17 protein-coding genes are annotated in these 17,172 nt (G+C 41.6%); 9 read left to right on the top strand and 8 right to left on the bottom strand.

The features are described from left to right. Positions 1 to 139: 139 nt before the first annotated feature. From ACFG4S_RS22780 to ACFG4S_RS22770, 3 genes are all read right to left on the bottom strand, one after another. Positions 140 to 1,111, bottom strand: coding sequence for a hypothetical protein (locus ACFG4S_RS22780; protein WP_392531265.1), 972 nt, complete (start codon positions 1,109 to 1,111; stop codon positions 140 to 142). A gap of 287 nt (positions 1,112 to 1,398) precedes the next feature. Next, positions 1,399 to 2,505: an ABC transporter ATP-binding protein gene (locus ACFG4S_RS22775; RefSeq protein WP_392531264.1), complete on the bottom strand. Its 1,107-nt coding sequence runs from the start codon at positions 2,503 to 2,505 to the stop codon at positions 1,399 to 1,401. A 58-nt stretch (positions 2,506 to 2,563) separates the two neighbouring features. After that, positions 2,564 to 3,292 carry a GUN4 N-terminal ARM-like repeat domain-containing protein gene (locus ACFG4S_RS22770; protein ID WP_392531263.1) on the bottom strand — a complete coding sequence of 243 codons (729 nt, stop codon included), beginning with the start codon at positions 3,290 to 3,292 and terminating at the stop codon, positions 2,564 to 2,566. Positions 3,293 to 3,620: 328 nt separating this feature from the next. Between ACFG4S_RS22770 and ACFG4S_RS22765 the strand changes: the two genes are divergently transcribed. Both ACFG4S_RS22765 and ACFG4S_RS22760 read left to right on the top strand, forming a co-directional pair. Then, positions 3,621 to 5,042: an NADP-dependent isocitrate dehydrogenase gene (locus tag ACFG4S_RS22765; RefSeq protein ID WP_392531262.1), complete on the top strand. Its 1,422-nt coding sequence runs from the start codon at positions 3,621 to 3,623 to the stop codon at positions 5,040 to 5,042. Positions 5,043 to 5,260: 218 nt separating this feature from the next. Continuing rightward, positions 5,261 to 6,022, top strand: coding sequence for a superoxide dismutase (locus tag ACFG4S_RS22760; RefSeq protein WP_392531261.1), 762 nt, complete (start codon positions 5,261 to 5,263; stop codon positions 6,020 to 6,022). Positions 6,023 to 6,171: 149 nt separating this feature from the next. On the opposite strand, the gene rsmG is transcribed toward ACFG4S_RS22760, so the two are convergent. Both rsmG and ACFG4S_RS22750 read right to left on the bottom strand, forming a co-directional pair. After that, positions 6,172 to 6,909, bottom strand: a complete 738-nt coding sequence (rsmG, locus tag ACFG4S_RS22755) for a 16S rRNA (guanine(527)-N(7))-methyltransferase RsmG (protein ID WP_392531260.1) — start codon at positions 6,907 to 6,909, stop codon at positions 6,172 to 6,174. Between the two features lie 70 nt (positions 6,910 to 6,979). Then, positions 6,980 to 7,654, bottom strand: a complete 675-nt coding sequence (locus ACFG4S_RS22750; protein WP_392531259.1) for an ABC transporter ATP-binding protein — start codon at positions 7,652 to 7,654, stop codon at positions 6,980 to 6,982. A gap of 358 nt (positions 7,655 to 8,012) precedes the next feature. Between ACFG4S_RS22750 and ACFG4S_RS22745 the strand changes: the two genes are divergently transcribed. The 7 genes from ACFG4S_RS22745 to ACFG4S_RS22715 all read left to right on the top strand — a co-directional run bounded on the left by ACFG4S_RS22745 (position 8,013) and on the right by ACFG4S_RS22715 (position 13,126). Further along, the gene (locus ACFG4S_RS22745; protein ID WP_392531258.1) at positions 8,013 to 8,948 is read left to right on the top strand and encodes a Sll0314/Alr1548 family TPR repeat-containing protein; all 936 of its coding nucleotides are present in this window, start codon (positions 8,013 to 8,015) and stop codon (positions 8,946 to 8,948) included. A gap of 235 nt (positions 8,949 to 9,183) precedes the next feature. Next, positions 9,184 to 9,645, top strand: a complete 462-nt coding sequence (locus ACFG4S_RS22740; RefSeq protein WP_392531257.1) for a DUF3531 family protein — start codon at positions 9,184 to 9,186, stop codon at positions 9,643 to 9,645. A gap of 8 nt (positions 9,646 to 9,653) precedes the next feature. Further along, positions 9,654 to 10,085, top strand: a complete 432-nt coding sequence (locus ACFG4S_RS22735; RefSeq protein WP_392531256.1) for an NUDIX hydrolase — start codon at positions 9,654 to 9,656, stop codon at positions 10,083 to 10,085. A 195-nt stretch (positions 10,086 to 10,280) separates the two neighbouring features. Beyond that, on the top strand, positions 10,281 to 11,687 hold the full coding sequence (locus ACFG4S_RS22730) for a DUF3370 domain-containing protein (protein ID WP_392531255.1): 1,407 nt from the start codon (positions 10,281 to 10,283) through the stop codon (positions 11,685 to 11,687). A 72-nt stretch (positions 11,688 to 11,759) separates the two neighbouring features. Further along, entirely contained in the window at positions 11,760 to 12,020 is a 261-nt protein-coding gene (locus ACFG4S_RS22725; RefSeq protein WP_392531254.1) for a UPF0175 family protein, read from the top strand. Next, positions 12,017 to 12,508: a DUF3368 domain-containing protein gene (locus tag ACFG4S_RS22720; RefSeq protein ID WP_392531253.1), complete on the top strand. Its 492-nt coding sequence runs from the start codon at positions 12,017 to 12,019 to the stop codon at positions 12,506 to 12,508. Before ACFG4S_RS22725 ends, ACFG4S_RS22720 begins: the two co-directional genes overlap by 4 nt. A gap of 153 nt (positions 12,509 to 12,661) precedes the next feature. Beyond that, entirely contained in the window at positions 12,662 to 13,126 is a 465-nt protein-coding gene (locus tag ACFG4S_RS22715) for a hypothetical protein (RefSeq protein WP_392531252.1), read from the top strand. A 57-nt stretch (positions 13,127 to 13,183) separates the two neighbouring features. On the opposite strand, the gene ACFG4S_RS22710 is transcribed toward ACFG4S_RS22715, so the two are convergent. The 3 genes from ACFG4S_RS22710 to ppc form a co-directional block, all read right to left on the bottom strand. After that, positions 13,184 to 13,489, bottom strand: coding sequence for a DUF4090 family protein (locus ACFG4S_RS22710; RefSeq protein WP_392531251.1), 306 nt, complete (start codon positions 13,487 to 13,489; stop codon positions 13,184 to 13,186). Positions 13,490 to 13,629: 140 nt separating this feature from the next. Further along, positions 13,630 to 13,884, bottom strand: coding sequence for a hypothetical protein (locus ACFG4S_RS22705; protein ID WP_392531250.1), 255 nt, complete (start codon positions 13,882 to 13,884; stop codon positions 13,630 to 13,632). Between the two features lie 129 nt (positions 13,885 to 14,013). After that, positions 14,014 to 17,091, bottom strand: coding sequence for a phosphoenolpyruvate carboxylase (ppc, locus tag ACFG4S_RS22700; protein ID WP_392531249.1), 3,078 nt, complete (start codon positions 17,089 to 17,091; stop codon positions 14,014 to 14,016). Positions 17,092 to 17,172 lie beyond the last annotated feature (81 nt).

Genomic DNA, 17,172 nt, shown 5'->3' with positions numbered 1-17,172 from the left:
TTGTTTTTTACAAACAGGCAGAGGTAAAATAATAGGTATTAGCCTTATTGATTCAACACCTATCAATGTTTTTCATCTATGTAGAGTGTACGCAGATAAAGTGTTTAAGCAATTAGTGAAATAGAGACGCCAAACTCTACTAAGATTTACTCTGATGCGCTTGTTTCTGTGCGGCCTCACTATATTTCTTATATAGTTGAGTCCGAATTTTAGCTTCTTGATAGCGGTTATGACTTGGTGATACCGTACTCATTAAATCTGAAGCTCGTTGCCATTTAGCAGCTATCTCTAACCACTGAGTTGAACTTGTGGCTACTTTCCCAGATGCAGAAGCTTGGTTAGCAATTCGTACAGCCGTTCCAAATGGGTCATCAGATGAATCAGAAACACTATTCTTAGGAGTAATCGCGGCTGTTTTGATTTGTTTCTGGTTAGTATTTTCTGTTCTTAGAGATTTGGAAGTTTCTAGTTGTATAAGGTTTTTGAGTTTATTACCTAATTTTGCATAAACAAACCAACCTAACAACAATAATGAGCATAAACTTGCCGCGACTAATATCCTATCTTTAGATTTGTTTTTGTGTTTTTCTTTGTTATTAATAAGTACTAAAGGACGAGAAACTGGAGTTTTAGGAAAATTTGGCTTTCCCTTTCCTAGTTCAGCTTGGGCTTCTGTCAAATCTTGAATTAGTTGCTTTATGATATTAGGCTGAATTAATGTAATCTCCTGTGACCAAAGCAATTGATTCTCACGTTCACTAGATATCTCCTTTAACCAAAGTAATTGCTCTTCCCGAACTATTCGACTGTTAATATTGACTCGGCGAATGTTACGCGGTGCAATGGACTCCAGAATTTGCTGGATTTGTTCTACTATGGAAGACTGCTCAAGTTGTTCTACCTTAGCCGCCTCACATAACAGTTGTAAAACACCATCGGCAAAAATAGCTCTGGTTCTAACACCTGACTGAGTCAACTTTTCGTTCAATAGCTGAATAATCGCCGCAACGCTACCTTGATGAGCTTGCCAACCGATATCGTTTATCCGGTCTATCATCATCATCTGGGATTTAGTGATAGCTCTTACACCCTGAGTTATTGACGGATTCATTAATTTAGGGACTCTTTTCTACTGACCTTTACCTTGTCTTCGATTTTACGAGTAAAAAGATGAGTTGCCAAATAAAATCATAAAATAAAGCTTCTTTTTGACTTTGGCAAGAGGGTCTATGACCATTAGTTAGTTTAATGGAGATACTGCTAAGTCATCTAGCTCTGTAACAGAGTGTATTATCTTTTTTAGGGTAAGGGAAAAATAAAATAGGAGTCTGTAGGAAGATCCCTCAGGGTAGGCCTGCTTCTTATTTCTAACTCAACTAAGCTACCTTGGAGCTATAGTCACTCATGAGGAAAAATTTTGTCCCCGGTTTTGGGGTCAAACACAAATAACTCATTTAAATCTAGTTCTAGAGAAAGGCGATCGCCTGGACGCGGACGCACATCCCCAGTTGTCTGGATATTCAGCACTGTTGTCGAACCAGGTAAACCCGCACGAATCAAAGTTTCCCTTCCCAAAGGTTCTACCACCTTGACTTCAACTAATAAGAGTGCTGAGTGCTGAGTACGGAGTGGGGAGTCAGTATTAATTTTTAGATGTTCTGGTCTAATCCCTAAATCTAAACTTTGTCCTTGACGCAACCGTAATTTATCCTGGATAGCTGCGGGAATAGGTAATAATTGTCCACTTACATCAAAACTATCATTCTGATAAATTGTAGGCAGAATATTCATTGGTGGACTACCTAAAAAAGTTGCCACCATCTGATTAGCTGGACGCGCATAAATACTTTGGGGATCGCCAATTTGTTGAATTCTTCCCCGATTTAGCACCACAATTTTATCAGCCAAAGTCATTGCTTCAACTTGATCGTGGGTAACGTAGATTGTGGTAATTCCTAATTCTTGATGTAACTGTTTTAACTCTGCTCTGGTATCATCTCGCAATTGGGCATCTAAATTAGACAAGGGTTCATCTAGTAAAAATACTTGTGGTTTACGGGCGATCGCTCTTCCTAATGCTACCCGTTGTTGCTGTCCTCCAGAAAGCTGTTTGGGCTTACGATCTAGCAGGTTTTCTAGAGAAAGCGATCGCGCCACATCCTGAACTCTCTCTTGAACGATCTTCGAGTCAACTTTCCGCATTTGTAACCCAAAGGCGATGTTTTGTGCCACCGTCATGTGAGGATAAAGAGCGTAGTTTTGGAACACCATTGCGACATCTCGCTGTCTGGCGGGGATATTATTCATTAAGCGATCGCCAATAAAGAGTTTGCCAGATGTGGCAGCTTCCAAACCGGCGATCGTTCGCAAAATTGTCGATTTACCACAACCTGATGGTCCGACTAAAACCCAAAATTCTCCATCGGGAATTTCAAAAGTAATGTCCTCTATGGCCGTGACATTGTTAAATCTACGCTTAATGTCTTCTAAACGAACGTTTGCCATTATTGGGGTTTAGGATTGTGCATTTGATTTGGCTGGAAAACTGTACGTAAGCTCAAAATCATTTTTCTGGATTCTTTAACCAAGCAGGGTGAGATAGCAAAGAAGCAAAAACTCGCACTCCCCGCAGTTGATTAGAAAGAGGTAAATGACCTCTAGGGGCGCTCAAATCCCAGGTAAATTCATGGGGGTAGCGAGTCCAATTATTACCTTGTTTCCAACCAATTTTCGGCCAGAAATTCTCCCAATTTTTGCCTAAGCTTAACCAAATTTCTCGCTGTACTGAAAAGCCAAATTTGCCCTCAGAGTGGACTAACCAGAGGTTGTTAATGGTTTGCAAGTCAACAGCCGAGGAATTTTCTACCTCAGTAAAATACAACCATTTTCGCTGTACAGCTGTTGGCCCCGATAGTTCACACATTTTTTCTATGCTCATCCGATCGGCAGCTTGGAAGTCTTGGAGGGCAAGAAGCTGTTGCAAAGGATTGTAATTAATCCCGCACTCTGATTTTAGAGGTACAATTCCCTCAGGAAACCAAGAAAGCAGAAATTCTTTGGCTTGAGGTGCATCAGAGTTGTAGAGGACTTGGTAGGCTTTGCCATCAACCCAAGTCGCTGGGCGATCGCGTCGTTTCAGTAAAAATTCCATCAACACATCTAGTCCCTCATTACCCAACTCAGCTAACTGTGAGATGATTTGTTGTTGGACTTGAAAAGACCCAGCGATTAATTGTTGTCGGAGGGAGTCGATGTCATTAGCAAGGCCTGATAAAATCATTGGGTCTGTCATGCCATTACTCGTATTAGCGGGAGCGTGAAACAGCGGTCAGCTATCGGACATTCTCTAATGGAAAGCAATGATAGCGAAAAGTAGTTTACTATTTTTGATCGTACAAAATTGCGATCGCTTCACCCAATCCCACACTTAATCCGCAAATAATGTACAAGGAAAATAGGGGGAAAATCTGCGCTTCAGTGTATTGGGGACTAGGGATTGGGGACTAGGGGCTAGATAATAATAGGCACTGAATTCTTGTCAATGATCCCATAGCCAATGCCCCATAGCCAATGCCACATGCCCCATGCTCAATACCGTATTTTTTAGGAGTGTTTGAAGTATGTACGACAAGATTACCCCCCCCACAACTGGAGCAAAAATCACCTTCAAAAATGGTGAACCTATTGTACCTGACAATCCAATTATCCCTTTTATTCGGGGCGATGGTACAGGTATAGATATCTGGCCTGCTACGCAAAAGGTACTAGATGCTGCGGTAGCTAAAGCATACAGGGGTCAGCGTCAAATTAATTGGTTCAAAGTTTACGCTGGGGATGAAGCATGTGATTTATACGGCACTTACCAGTATTTACCTCAGGACACTCTGACCGCAATTGAAGAATATGGTGTAGCGATTAAAGGGCCTTTAACTACCCCCGTTGGCGGCGGTATTCGTTCTTTAAATGTAGCACTACGGCAAATTTTTGACTTATATGCTTGCGTGCGTCCTTGCCGCTATTACGCAGGTACACCGTCACCCCACAAAAATCCCGAAAAGCTGGATGTAATTGTTTATCGAGAAAATACGGAAGATATTTATTTAGGCATTGAGTGGCGACAAGGTAGCGAAATTGGCGATCGCTTAATTAAAATTCTCAATGAGGAACTAATCCCCGCCACCCCAGAACATGGAAAAAAACGAATTCCCCTCGATTCTGGCATTGGTATTAAACCCATCAGTAAAACTGGTTCCCAGCGCCTAGTTCGACGTGCCATTAAACATGCCTTGCTATTACCCAAAGAAAAACAACAAGTGACTTTGGTGCATAAGGGCAACATCATGAAGTACACCGAAGGCGCTTTCCGCGATTGGGGTTATGAACTAGCAACCACTGAGTTTCGTCAAGAAACCGTCACTGAACGGGAATCTTGGATTTTGAGTAATAAGGAAAAAAATCCCAATATTTCCTTAGAAGAAAATGCTCGCCAGATCGATCCGGGGTTTGATAGTCTTACCGAAGAGAAAAAAGCGCAAATTGTCAAGGAAGTTGAAACTGTTCTTAACTCAATTTGGGCAACCCACGGTGATGGCAAATGGAAAGACAAAATTTTGGTGAATGACCGGATTGCTGACAGTATTTTTCAGCAAATCCAAACCAGACCAGATGAGTATTCGATTTTGGCGACGATGAACTTGAACGGTGATTACTTGTCTGATGCCGCAGCCGCCATTGTTGGTGGATTAGGAATGGGACCAGGGGCAAATATTGGCGATGCTAGTGCCATATTTGAAGCCACCCACGGCACTGCACCCAAACACGCCGGCTTAGATCGGATTAATCCCGGTTCAGTGATTTTGTCTGGGGTGATGATGCTGGAATTTATGGGTTGGCAAGAAGCCGCAGACCTAATTAAGAAAGGTTTAGGAAATGCGATCGCCAACAGTCAAGTCACCTATGATTTAGCACGCTTACTAGAACCGCCAGTTGAAGCTTTAAAATGTTCTGAATTTGCCGAAGCAATAATTCAGCATTTTGGTTAATTATTAATAGGGCATGGGGCATGGGGCATTAGGAGTGCTGAGTTAAGAGTTAGGAGTTTTGTTTATCTCCTTGTCTCCCTTGTCTCCCTTGTCCCCCTTGTCCCCTTGTCCCCTTGTGCCCTCATCCCCCTCATCTCCCCACTCCCTAATTTTTTGCAGCCAGAATCTAAGAAAATGAGAACGGTCTATTAATTTACATTAATTCGCTGCAAAAAATTATGACTCTTAATCGACGCCATTTCTTGTTTTTACTGACAGCAGGTGCGGGTGCTTTTGCTCTAGATGCCTGTGTATTGGCAGAAAAAGCCCCTGAGGGAAAAACTGCAACTGCTGACGCAACACCAAACACAACTGGGACTATCCAACTACCACCGTTACCCTACGCCTATGAAGGGCTGGAACCACATATCGATGCCAAAACAATGCAGTTTCATCACGATAAACACCACGCAACTTATGTGAAAAACCTGAATGCGGCATTTGATAAACATCCAGAATTCAAAACCAAAAGTATTGAAGAACTATTGCAAAAACTTGACAAACTACCACAAGATATTCGCAAAACAGTACAAAATAATGGCGGTGGTCATGTGAACCACTCAATGTTTTGGAAAATTATGAAGCCAAAAGGTGGTGGACAACCAACAGGAGATATAGCTTCGGCTATCAATCAAAATTTTGGCAGTTTTGCAGCCTTCAAAAAACAGTTTAACGAAGTTGGTGCTGGTCGTTTTGGTAGTGGTTGGGTTTGGCTAGTTCATAACAAAAATGGCAAGCTGGAAATAACCTCTACAGCTAATCAAGATAGTCCCCTAAGTCAAGGCAAATACCCAATTATGGGCAATGACGTATGGGAACATGCATATTATCTCAACTACCAAAACCGCCGCGCTGATTATTTAGATGCTTGGTGGAACGTGGTTAACTGGGATGAGATTAACAAGCGGTTTGCAGACGCTAAAAAATTTAAGTTTGTTTAGATAAGGTTAGATGGCAAAAAAATAAATCTTAAATAAGGTCAAATAGTACTTATTTAAGCAAAAGTTAATGCCCATATCCCCGACTTCTTCAAGAAGTCGGGGATCTAAATCTGTAGCCGTAAGGTAGCTTTAGCCTAACGCATACTTTTTCAAAGAGGTTTTTGAGTGGGTACACCCGTAGCACGGGGAAACTGAATTGGTGTAGTCGCTACCTTACGCAAATAAACACAGTGGCGGATGCTTTGACTCAAGGGTGTTGTAAATTTTTCGATTGATTCAATAATACCACCTAACTGGTTAGCAGCATTTTTCAAAGCTGTTGTTTCATCTTGTGTCCAATTACCACGATAAATTATAGCTAAACCTCCCCGTTTTAGAAGTGGTAGCGCATATTCTGCACAAACCGAAGCTGTCCCCACAGCGCGAATTAGAGCAATATCGTAAGCTTGACGGTGTTGGGGTTGCTGACCAATTTCTTCAGCCCTTGCAACGAGAGTTTTAGCATTGGTCAAAGCAAGTGAATTTAATATTGTTTCAATAAAAGTAATTTTTTTGCGCGTTGAATCCATCAGAGTAATTGTGCAATTAGGGGCAGTAATTGTCACTGGAATACCTGGAAAACCGGCACCTGTACCAATATCAATCACAGATGCACTGTCTTGGAAAGACGATATAAATTTCCCCTGTGGTGCAATTCCTCGCAGTGAATCCCAAAGATGTTTTTCGCAAAACTCTTGGGGATCAGTGATGCGAGTTAAATTGAGTTGGCGATTCCCTTCTAGGATGAACTCATAAAGCCTCTGGAATTGCGACTGCTGTTGGACAGTTGGTTGCCAATTCAGAGTTTGTTGCCAAATTTCTGCCATTTCAGGCAATGAGTTGGTCATTTTTCATTCATTGGGTATTGGTTATTTCTCCCCCTACCTCCACTGCTCTTCTACCCCTCCGCCCCTCCACTCACACTATCGGTAGAGGTTCTTTTACTTTACTGACTAATGTCTTTGGATCTACTGATTCTAGTTCGCCGTGGTTGAGTGTCCAACAACGATCTGCGATCGCTAACAAATCCCCAGCATCGTGTGTTACTATCAACAGCGTCCAATCTTGTTTCAACTTCGCCAATAAATTTACCAGTTGCCGCCGCATTGACCAATCTAAACCAGCCGTGGGTTCATCCAATAACAATAAATTTGGCTGGCGAATCAATTGCACTGCTAAAGCCAAACGCCGCTGCTGACCACCGCTCAAAGCATGGGGTGCAGTAGAGAGCGATAAATGCTCTAATCCCACTTCACTTAAGGCGTGTCTGACTCGATCTGACCCTAACTCAGGATGTCCTAAACGCAATTCTTCTAAAATAGAACTACCGCAAAAGTGCCGCTCTGGAAATTGAAACACCAAACCTGCCAATTGTTGCAGCTGTTCAGGAATAAGTTCTTGTTCTCGCCACAATAGTGCGCCAGAAGTCGGTTCAGCTAGTCCTGAGAGAATTTCTAGTAAGGTACTTTTACCAGAACCACTCGGACCAATAATCAGACCCAGCTGTTGGGGTGGTAGTTCTAAGTTGATCGATTTGAGAATCGCTGTTGGGCACGCTGTGGGGTGATAAATTATATTTCTGAGATAGAGCATTTGTTAAGATTACCAAAAAGTCAGCAAATTACTGATTAACTACACCAAGAGCAGCTGGAAAATTCTGAAAAAAAGCCTTTAATAGCTGTTGAATTTTAACTATTAACCTTCAACAGTCAATAGTCAACGTGAAATTCCATCCCCTTTCAGGGGTGGGATGAGCTTAAACACCTTTTCTCCATTGTGGCAGACTAACCTTTAACCAATGGTTACAACAAGCCTGGAAACATGGAAAAATTACTCAAGTCAAGCTTTATAGAAAATTTTTGCCTAAGCAGACGGAAGCTAAAATAAACCATTTTTTGCATTCTAAGTAACACATACGACTATTTCAACCGCAATTATTCTGAGGGTTAAAATGACTAAAAAGTTTTCTTCTCCTGGGTTAGTCGTGTTTGCTAGACTCACTAACCTTGCTCAGGTGGCTTTTGCAGCTGCGATCGCATTTAATATTTCCATAAATCCCTCACTCGCTGGCGACCCATTTCGGACTACAGAACCTCATCAAATTGGTGAGCAAACTCAAGCAGCTTTTGAAGCAATTTTCCAACAGGGCAATTATCCAGCGGCGGAGCGTTACTTACAACAAGCAATATCCAAAGAGCCAAATGAACCTCTAGCTTATGCCATCAAGGCATCTTTAGCATACGGAAATAAGGATTGGTCTAAACTAGACACCTACAGTCAGAAAACCCTAGAAAATGGACAAAAATTGATTTCTACTGACCCGCTCCGTGGTAATTTATATACTGCTGTCGGTCATTTTTTAGAGGGGGCTGTAATTCTCACTCGTAAAGGTACTGTCAATGGTGTGCCAGAAGCTTTTGGTCAGCTACGCCAAGTTTATGAATATTTAGACAAAGCTGAAGCGATCTCTGCCAACGATCCAGAACTGAATTTAATCAAGGGTTATATGGATTTATTATTGGCAGTTAATTTGCCTTTTGCTAGCCCAGATCAAGCAATTGAACGGTTAGAAGAAAATGCTTCTCCTCAGTATCTTGTGGATCGGGGTATTGCTCTTGCCTACAGAGATTTAAAACGGTACTCTCAAGCATTAGAGTATGCTAACCGTGCGATGAAAACCTCAGCCGATAATCCAGAAATTTATTATCTCAAAGCCCAAATTCTGAAAGAACTAGGGCAAAAAGAAAAAAGTTCGCAATTCATCCAGGAAGCGATCGCTAATTTTGATAAAGCATTGACTAAAAAATCCCAACTCCCAAGTAATTTAGTCAAACAAATTGAGAGTGAACGTAAAAATGCTATTAGCTTAAATAATTCGGGTAGGTAATTGGGGATTGGGGATTGGGGATTGGGGATTGGGGATTGGTAAAAGCTTAATTTACAAAGCTGTTACGCATTTAATTTGTACATTTGTTAACCGTCAACAGTCAACAGTCAACAGTCAACGACCATCAAGAGTGTTTATATACTTTAGACGTGCATCAGCTTATTTATTCCCGATGCCCCATTCTCAACTTTGATATGCTTAGTTTCAGTCAGAATAATTAAGGTATTTGACCAAAATGGAAATTCAGTTCCGCGAAATTAATCCTTTCGATGTATGGATTTGGCTAAAATTCAGCACAAATCCTTCTGAGCGTGAAAAACAGTATGTAGAAGAAGCTTTTGATTCTTGGTTTTATCTGGGTAAATTGGGTGCATTTAATGCAGAAAATCTCCAGGTGCAGGAAACTGGACTCGATATCAACTACATGAATTATGATTCACAGGGTTACAACAGAAGCTTAGTAGCGCTGATGCACAATATGGGCGAATTTGAATATGAAGGACAATGGGCGCGTTGTTGGTTTGACTTGGGAACCAGTGATGCGATCGCTCTTGATATTTTAATCAATGCTCTCACGCAACTAAGTGAAGAATATGTCACAATCGAAGAATTATACATTGGTGGCGAAAATTCAGATTGGTCTATCGAAGATAGCGAAAGCCGTCCTCATTCTATTTACGATAATTCCGATAATTAACTAGAACAATGAGTAAACCTGGTGAAATTCGGGTATTAGCTTTAGGACTAATTCGAGATGGCGAACGCATTTTTGTTTCTGAAGGCTACGATCCAGTTAAGCAAGAAATATTTTATCGTGCATTGGGCGGTGGAGTTGACTTTGGTGAAACCAGCCGCGCCGCTTTAGAACGAGAGTTTCAAGAGGAAATTCAAGCAGAATTAAATAATATTCGCTATTTAGGTTCTATAGAAAATTTATTTACCTTTAATGGTAGGCAAGGACACGAAATTATTCAACTTTATCAATGTGATTTTGCCGATCCTAAGTTTTATCAATTAGAAAGTTTAGTTTTTTATGAGTCAGAAAAACATAAACATAGGGCGTTATGGATAAATATTTCTCGCTTTAAATCTGGAGAGTTAAAACTAGTACCAGAGGCATTTTTTGAATATTTATAAATCTGATATACAACAATTATTCTAGCTAAAGCTTGCTATTCCTAAATTTTCAACGAGATTAGTAGACTATAAATTTCATTTAGCAATTTTCTACTTGAAGAATAATGGTTGATGCGATCGCCCTTCCGAAATCTCCTTCAAGAACTTGTATTTATAACTGATAATCGTGCATCGTACAGCTTCCTGAAAAATTAAATGCTAGCTAAATTATCGTCACCTGTATTCATACTTTTATTAGGAATTACTATAACTCAAACCTTTGGGTGTACAAATCATAATGATAATTCAGCGATCGCTCAACCAAAGTCAACGCCCCAAGAAATCGTGCAAGCTGGGGAAGTTCGAGCTTTACCAGGTAAGTTAGATACAATACCAGTTTTTAACAGCAATAGCCCCGAATGGGTTAAAACTGAGGGCATTTTACTTTCTACCTTTCCGACAAACGGTAAAAAAGTTCCAGCAGCACACCTCAATTTCCCTTTTGAGGGACGGTTTGACTTATTCGCGCACCACTACAGCCACACTCCCAAGGATTTACAAACGCTTTACTTGGGTGTAATTGTGCATAATCCTGGTAAAAATCCTGTCACAGTGGATATATTGCAAGCCGCAAGTTATTTGATGCAGGATGCGCCTTTTGTTACCTTACCTCCTTACATAGAAAATAACGACGGTAAGGCTTTTTCAGGACCAGGCGATCGCGCCGTTGGGGATGTGCTTCGAGGTGTTCGACAAGCTGATTTTCCTGCAAAGCTAGTAATTGCGCCAGGAAAAAGCCAAATGTTACTAAATCATCCCATTCCTGTACGAAACCTCGAGAAGCCAGTAAATGGGCGTTCTAGCTTTATGCGGTTGCGTAGTAGCGATCGAGTTTATGTGGCAAGTTTAGCGATGTTTGCCAAGAAAAATTTTGATAATACAGAACGCCAACCTACTCTCGCAGAATGGCAAGCTTTACTAGATACTGGCAACTTCGCCGGTCCGCGAGACAAAACTCCAACTCCTCCAAATGCTACCAGTGGGGGACTGATTTATGGGCGTGTAGCTGGTGTGTCTCAAGGTTCCCAGTGGCAAGCCAAGCTGGTGGATAATCCCCAAGCTACAAATCTGACTATTCCCCACCGTGGCAAAGCTATTTCCTATGCATTAGATACACTACGGAGTGGTCGATTGGGCACTGAACAAATCCAAACAGCTAAGATGCTGGTACGCTATCCAGATACGGCATACGAAGCACATGGTAATTATGGGGTGGAATATAAACTTACCTTACCTTTAAGTAATAATACTAGTCAAAACCAGACCATAACCGTTACTTTGGAAACACCTTTAAAGGAAGATAAATTATCTCAAGGTGGTGTCCGTTTCCGCAAACCATCCCTAGATTTTCCTTTTTTCCGTGGTACAGTGCGGCTACGCTACTTCGATGACCAAGGTGAACAAAAGACGCGCTACGTGCATCTATGGCACAGAACTGGTCAGGTATTAGAACCATTGGTGCAACTTGTACTTCCGCCCTCTACCAAGCGGATAGTACAGGTAGATGTGATTTATCCACCAGATTCGACACCACCGCAGGTTTTGACTGTGAGAACTTTGTAAATTCAAATTAATAGTCGATACAAAGCACAATTTGCTATTTTTATAGCAAACCTTTGTTTAAACGAGTTGGTAATGAGTCAATTTATTCAGCCAATCAACTTGAAAGTATCAGCTGATTCCTTAAATCAAGGTGAAGATGCTATCCGTCAGGAACTCGCCCTACAGCTATATATACAGAATGTTTTTACCTTTGCTCAAGCGCGTCACTTAGCAAACTTGTCTGTATGGGAATTCCAGCAACTTTTGGGGCACAATAAAATTGAACGCCATTACAATGAAGCTGAATTAGCCCAAGATATTGAGACAATTAAAGCAGGTTTTGAGGGATTGTGACAGTTGTTTGTAATGCTACACCTCTAATCAATTTTGCAGCTATTAATCGTCTTGATATCTTGGGGGCTGTATTTGGTCAGATAGTTATTCCTCAAGCTGTCTATGAGAAAACAACTTTTACAGGGTTTCCTGGCTCGGAATTTGTGTTGCAAGCAATAGCTTCTGAATGGTTGCAAGTTCGCTCAATTTCAAGCATAGAGCTGAACATACCACCAGAATTAGATAAGGGCGAACGTGAAGCAATTACTTTAGCAATAGAAACTGGAGAAACGCGCATTTTGTTAGATGAACGTGAAGCGCGTCAAGTAGCTCAAAGTTTAGGATTACAAGTAATTGGTACTTTAGGTATTCTTTTATTATCAAAAAATAAAAACATAATTACACAAGTAAAACCCCTGCTGGATGCCATGATTAATACTACCCAATATTGGGTAAGCCGATCTCTTTATGAAAAAGTATTACAGCAAGCAGGAGAATTAATAGAGTAAATAAAAGATAAGATTTATTCTAGTAATTTTACTAACTAATTTATTGACTGTTGGAAAACACAGCAATATTGGTAAACTAGCAGATAAAACTTTTACCTGCTGACGCCATGAGCCCCTGCATAAACTTTCAATGCTCAAAAACCCAAAATCGTGATGATGAGCTATGCTGTACCCCAATCTGATTTTTTTGCTCTGGGGCGCACATTTGTATATTTGTTGACAGGAAAACAACCTCTGGATTCAGCCATTTATGACACTCAAAATGATGAGCTAGTTTGGCATAGTCATGCGCCGCATATATCGCCACTTTTGGCAGATTTGTTAGATGAGATGATGGCGCATAAACCTAAGCAACGCCCAGCCAATACTCAGGTGATTTTGCAAAGGTTGGCGGAGATTGAACAGGCTTTGAATCCGCCAAAGGTTGTTAGGAGAAAAAACCCGCCTGGAGTTGCGCCAACTCAACCAGTAAATACACCGCAACCAAAGGTAGCGACTTCAGCACCAACTCACCTCAAACCAATTGACTGGAGCTTTTGGGAAAAATGGGTGTTAGTAAATGCTGCGGCTTTTGTTTTATTATTTACTTTGTGTGGTGTTTCATTGGGCATTGCATGAAGGATTAGTATGGGAATATATCTCAAAATGATGCGTAGGCTATACCTACGCTCAAACTTACTTGCCGCTGTAATAAAAGGCAATTTCTTTCTCTTTGAGGGGTGCGAAATCAGCATCTATAAGCAATTGGTCGAGTTCAGCTTGGGGGATGTGTTTTGCACCGATTCTGACAATGCGCGATCGCATCGTATTAGACACACCACTGCGCTGTCTATTGCTCTCTAGCCCCATAACTTTGCCATAAAGTTCTAGTTTGGCAGGGGGAATCGGAGAACCATCAAAATCAATTCCTCGGGCGATCGCTTCATCAATAGCGTCAGCACCTGTAGTAGTTGGATTACCTGGGTTAGTTTCAGTAGTCATGGCGATTTAGTCTCAAGGCTATGGGTAGATTTTACCAGCCTTGCAGACACCCAAGCTATCTACTGGCTTTTATGATCATTTTTTGGGTGCTTAATATTATCAATTGCAATTCTTTGCGTCTTTGCGTGAAAAATTTATAGTTAATTCTGAGTTTGGCGCGTCACCAAACCGCCAACAAACGCCCCTAAAATCGTACCTGTCCATAGTCCTGTTGTGCTACCTTGCCACATTGCTCCCGGTGTCACCCAAACGTTGCACATCACCTTGAAACCCCAAGATTGGTTTTGACACTTCTGGTTATGCAACATCAGGGTGATTTGTCCACTTGTATAAGCACCAAAAAAACCTGATGATAATGCTAAAAATGTGCAAATTAAAATTCTGTTTTTAGTCATTTTTTATTCGGAATGGGATATTAGGAATGGGGAATGGGGCATTGGGCATGAGTCTTTGATACTTGCCAATGAGTTTTTAATACTCGTGAACGAGGATTTTAACTCCATTCCCCTATTTTCCATTCCCAATTAACCAGTATTTCTCATACCGGCAGCAATACCATTAATGGTTAACAATGCCCCTCGCAATAATTCGCCTTTGCTGTAACGGGAATGGATTACTCCAGAAGTAGCATTTGTATTCAAGGACTGGCGTAGGCGTTTGAGTAGGGAAACTTGGATAAATCCTAAGGGTACAATTGTGCCATTGCGTAACTGTACAGATCGTTGCAATACAGGATCGCCATCTAACAATCGCGTGTGATCGGTGATTTTTAAGACCAAATCTCTTGTTAGATAGAATTCACTAGCAATTTGGTCAAAAACTTTAGCAAAGCGCTCTTTATCTTCTGGTTTTGACAATTCTTGAACGTAGTGCTGTGCCATTTGCATATCTACTTTTGCCAAGGTCATTTCTGCTTTGGAAATCACCATTTTGAAGAAAGGCCACTTGATATAAAAATAGCGCAGCAATTTTAAGTGTTCTTCTGGTTCTTCATTCAAGAATTCTTGCAAAGCAGTGCCAACACCGTACCAAGAAGGTAGCAAAAAGCGGGTTTGTGTCCAGCTAAATACCCAAGGAATAGCTCGAAGACTGCTTAAATCTTTCTTACCAGATGGACGCCGCGCTGGACGAGAACTAATTTGCAGTTGACTAATTTCTTCAATTGGGGTTACTTGGTGAAAAAAGTCTACAAAATCAGGCTGTTCGTAAATTAAGGCACGATAATGTTGACGCGATCGCGCTGCTAATTCTTCCATAATTTCATTCCAGGGTTCAATATCATCAAACCCCGTTCGCAGCAGACTAGCTTGAATCACAGCAGTAGTGATGGTTTCCATGTGATACAAAGCCAAGTCCAACAAGGAATATTTGGAAGCCAAAACTTCCCCTTGTTCGGTAATCTTAATTCTTCCATTGATGCTGTGACCTGGTTGAGCCAAAATCGCTTCGTAAGCTGGGCCACCTCCTCGTCCCACAGAACCGCCGCGTCCGTGGAAAATCCGCAAATCCACGCCATATCCTTCTGCTATTTGTTGCAGCGATTTTTGGGCTTTATGAATTTCCCAGTTGCTACTTAAAAAACCAGAATCTTTGTTGCTGTCAGAATACCCCAGCATTACTTCTTGCAGGTTAGGGGTAAGGGGGGAAGGTGAGGTAGCGGGAGTAGGGGAGAATGAATTTTCATCAGCATCCTCTGCTTTTTTCTGTTCGTAGCCACCTGCTAACAAAGCGCGATATAAGGGGAGTTCAAATAGTTGTCGCATCACGCTTCTAGAGCGTTGCAAATCTTCTACTGTCTCAAATAGGGGGACAACTTGAATATTTCCGACAGCAATGGCGGGGTCAAAAAGTCTGGCTTCTTTGGCTAATAGCAAGACTTCTAGCACGTCGCTGACTTCGCGGCACATGCTGATAATGTAAGTTTTACAGATGTTGATGCCAAATTCTTGTTGTAGCGATCGCACGACGCGAAATGTTTCAATCACATCGTTGGTTTTTTCAGAAAAGGGCAATTCTGCAGGAATTAGTGGCCGGCGAGTTTGCAGTTCTCCAGTTAGCCAAGCTACTCTTTCTGACTCGGAAAGTTCGTTGTAAGGTTGGGGTAGTACTTGCAGGTATTCGAGAATTTCATTGAGTGTATCGGCGTGGCGGGATGATTCTTGACGAATATCTAGCTGTGTCAAGTTAAAGCCAAAAATTTCTACCTGACAAATCAGATTTTCTAGTTCTCGACAGCTTAAACCTGTTTCGCTCAAGTTCCGCTGAATCATCCGCAATTCTGCTAAAAAATCGTCTCCCGAACGATACATGGGACTATCTTGATTTTTTGGCGTTTCCCGATTGTATAAAGCTAAATTGCGATCGCGGGTATTTTCTAGTCGTTTCAAGACATAAGCCAGTTTCAATCGATAGGGTTCTTGGCGATAACGCAGCGCCAGTGCGTCGTATACCTCACTCAACTGAGACTGATCCAATTCCAGAGATTCAAGCAAGTCTGGTAAAACATCACTCCAGTGCATCGATACACTCAATAATTCAATCAGGTGTTTCACGGACTGAATATATTTTCCTAGCACCATTTTGCGCTGATAACAAGCTGTTTGCCAGGTAATTTCGGGTGTAACCGATGGATTACCATCTCTATCTGAACCCACCCAAGAGCCAAATGAGCAAAAATTCTTACTCGGCGGCTCTAGCCAAGGAAAAGTCTCAGATAGTGTGTATTTGAAACGTTTGTAGAGTTGGGGAATACCATCAAATAACACTTCTTGGAAGTAGTGTAGAGCATAATCTACTTCATCCAACACCGTGGGTTTGAATTGGTGGAGTTCGTCTGTACGCCACCACAAGCGAATTTCTTCGAGCAATTGTTCGCGGATATCTACTGCTTCCCAAGGATGTCCTACTCCGGTGCTACCAGAGCCATTTTCCAAGGCGTCAAGTTTTTGCAGCAGTTCTACCACCTGTCGCTGCTTATCGCGGATAGTATGACGCACAATTTCTGTTGGATGCGCGGTGAAGACTAAGCGGACATCCAACTGCGCTATCAAACGTTGAATTTGCTGGGGTGGGACATTCAGCTTAAATAAATAGGGAAATAAAGCGGCAAAAGTACCTTTTAGCTTGACTTGCCCTTTTTGGACATAATTCTTTGTCAGCAAGTCTGCTACTAGTCCCCGATTAACAGGCGCGTCGTCTTCTCTTTGATTGGACGAATAATTGACATTTGGTGGCGTTTCCGGCTCTATTGACTCCGTTTCTGCTTCATAGCGACTCAATTGCTGCCGTTGTTCGTATTCCTGCTCTATGATGTTAATCAACTGAAAATATAGAGCGAAAGCACGAGCTGCGCGGATTGCTTCGTTGATATTCAGTTGTTCAATCAATTTGACAGCTGAGGAGGCTTGGTCATTTGTTGCTTGTCCTTCTGGCGAACACAGATCGCGCAACTCCCGCAACAAATCTACCATGTTTTGTCCGCATTCTTGCCTCAGAACTGACTCCCACAATTCCTCCACTACCTGTAGACGATGACGCAAAAATAATTCCGACACCGGGTATATATCCGCAGTTTGAGACGAAGAGTATAAAAGGGAACTCATATTCTCGATTCTTGTAAAGCCAATTACTGTTTACACTTCTGGGGTTTTCACTAAATGCTCACGATGTTTTTCCTGAGCAAA

This window comes from Nostoc sp. C117, assembly GCF_043099735.1.
Lineage (GTDB): Bacteria > Cyanobacteriota > Cyanobacteriia > Cyanobacteriales > Nostocaceae > Nostoc.
The sequence above is the reverse complement of the archived record's forward strand: the minus strand, read 5'-3'. Positions and strand labels throughout refer to the sequence as shown.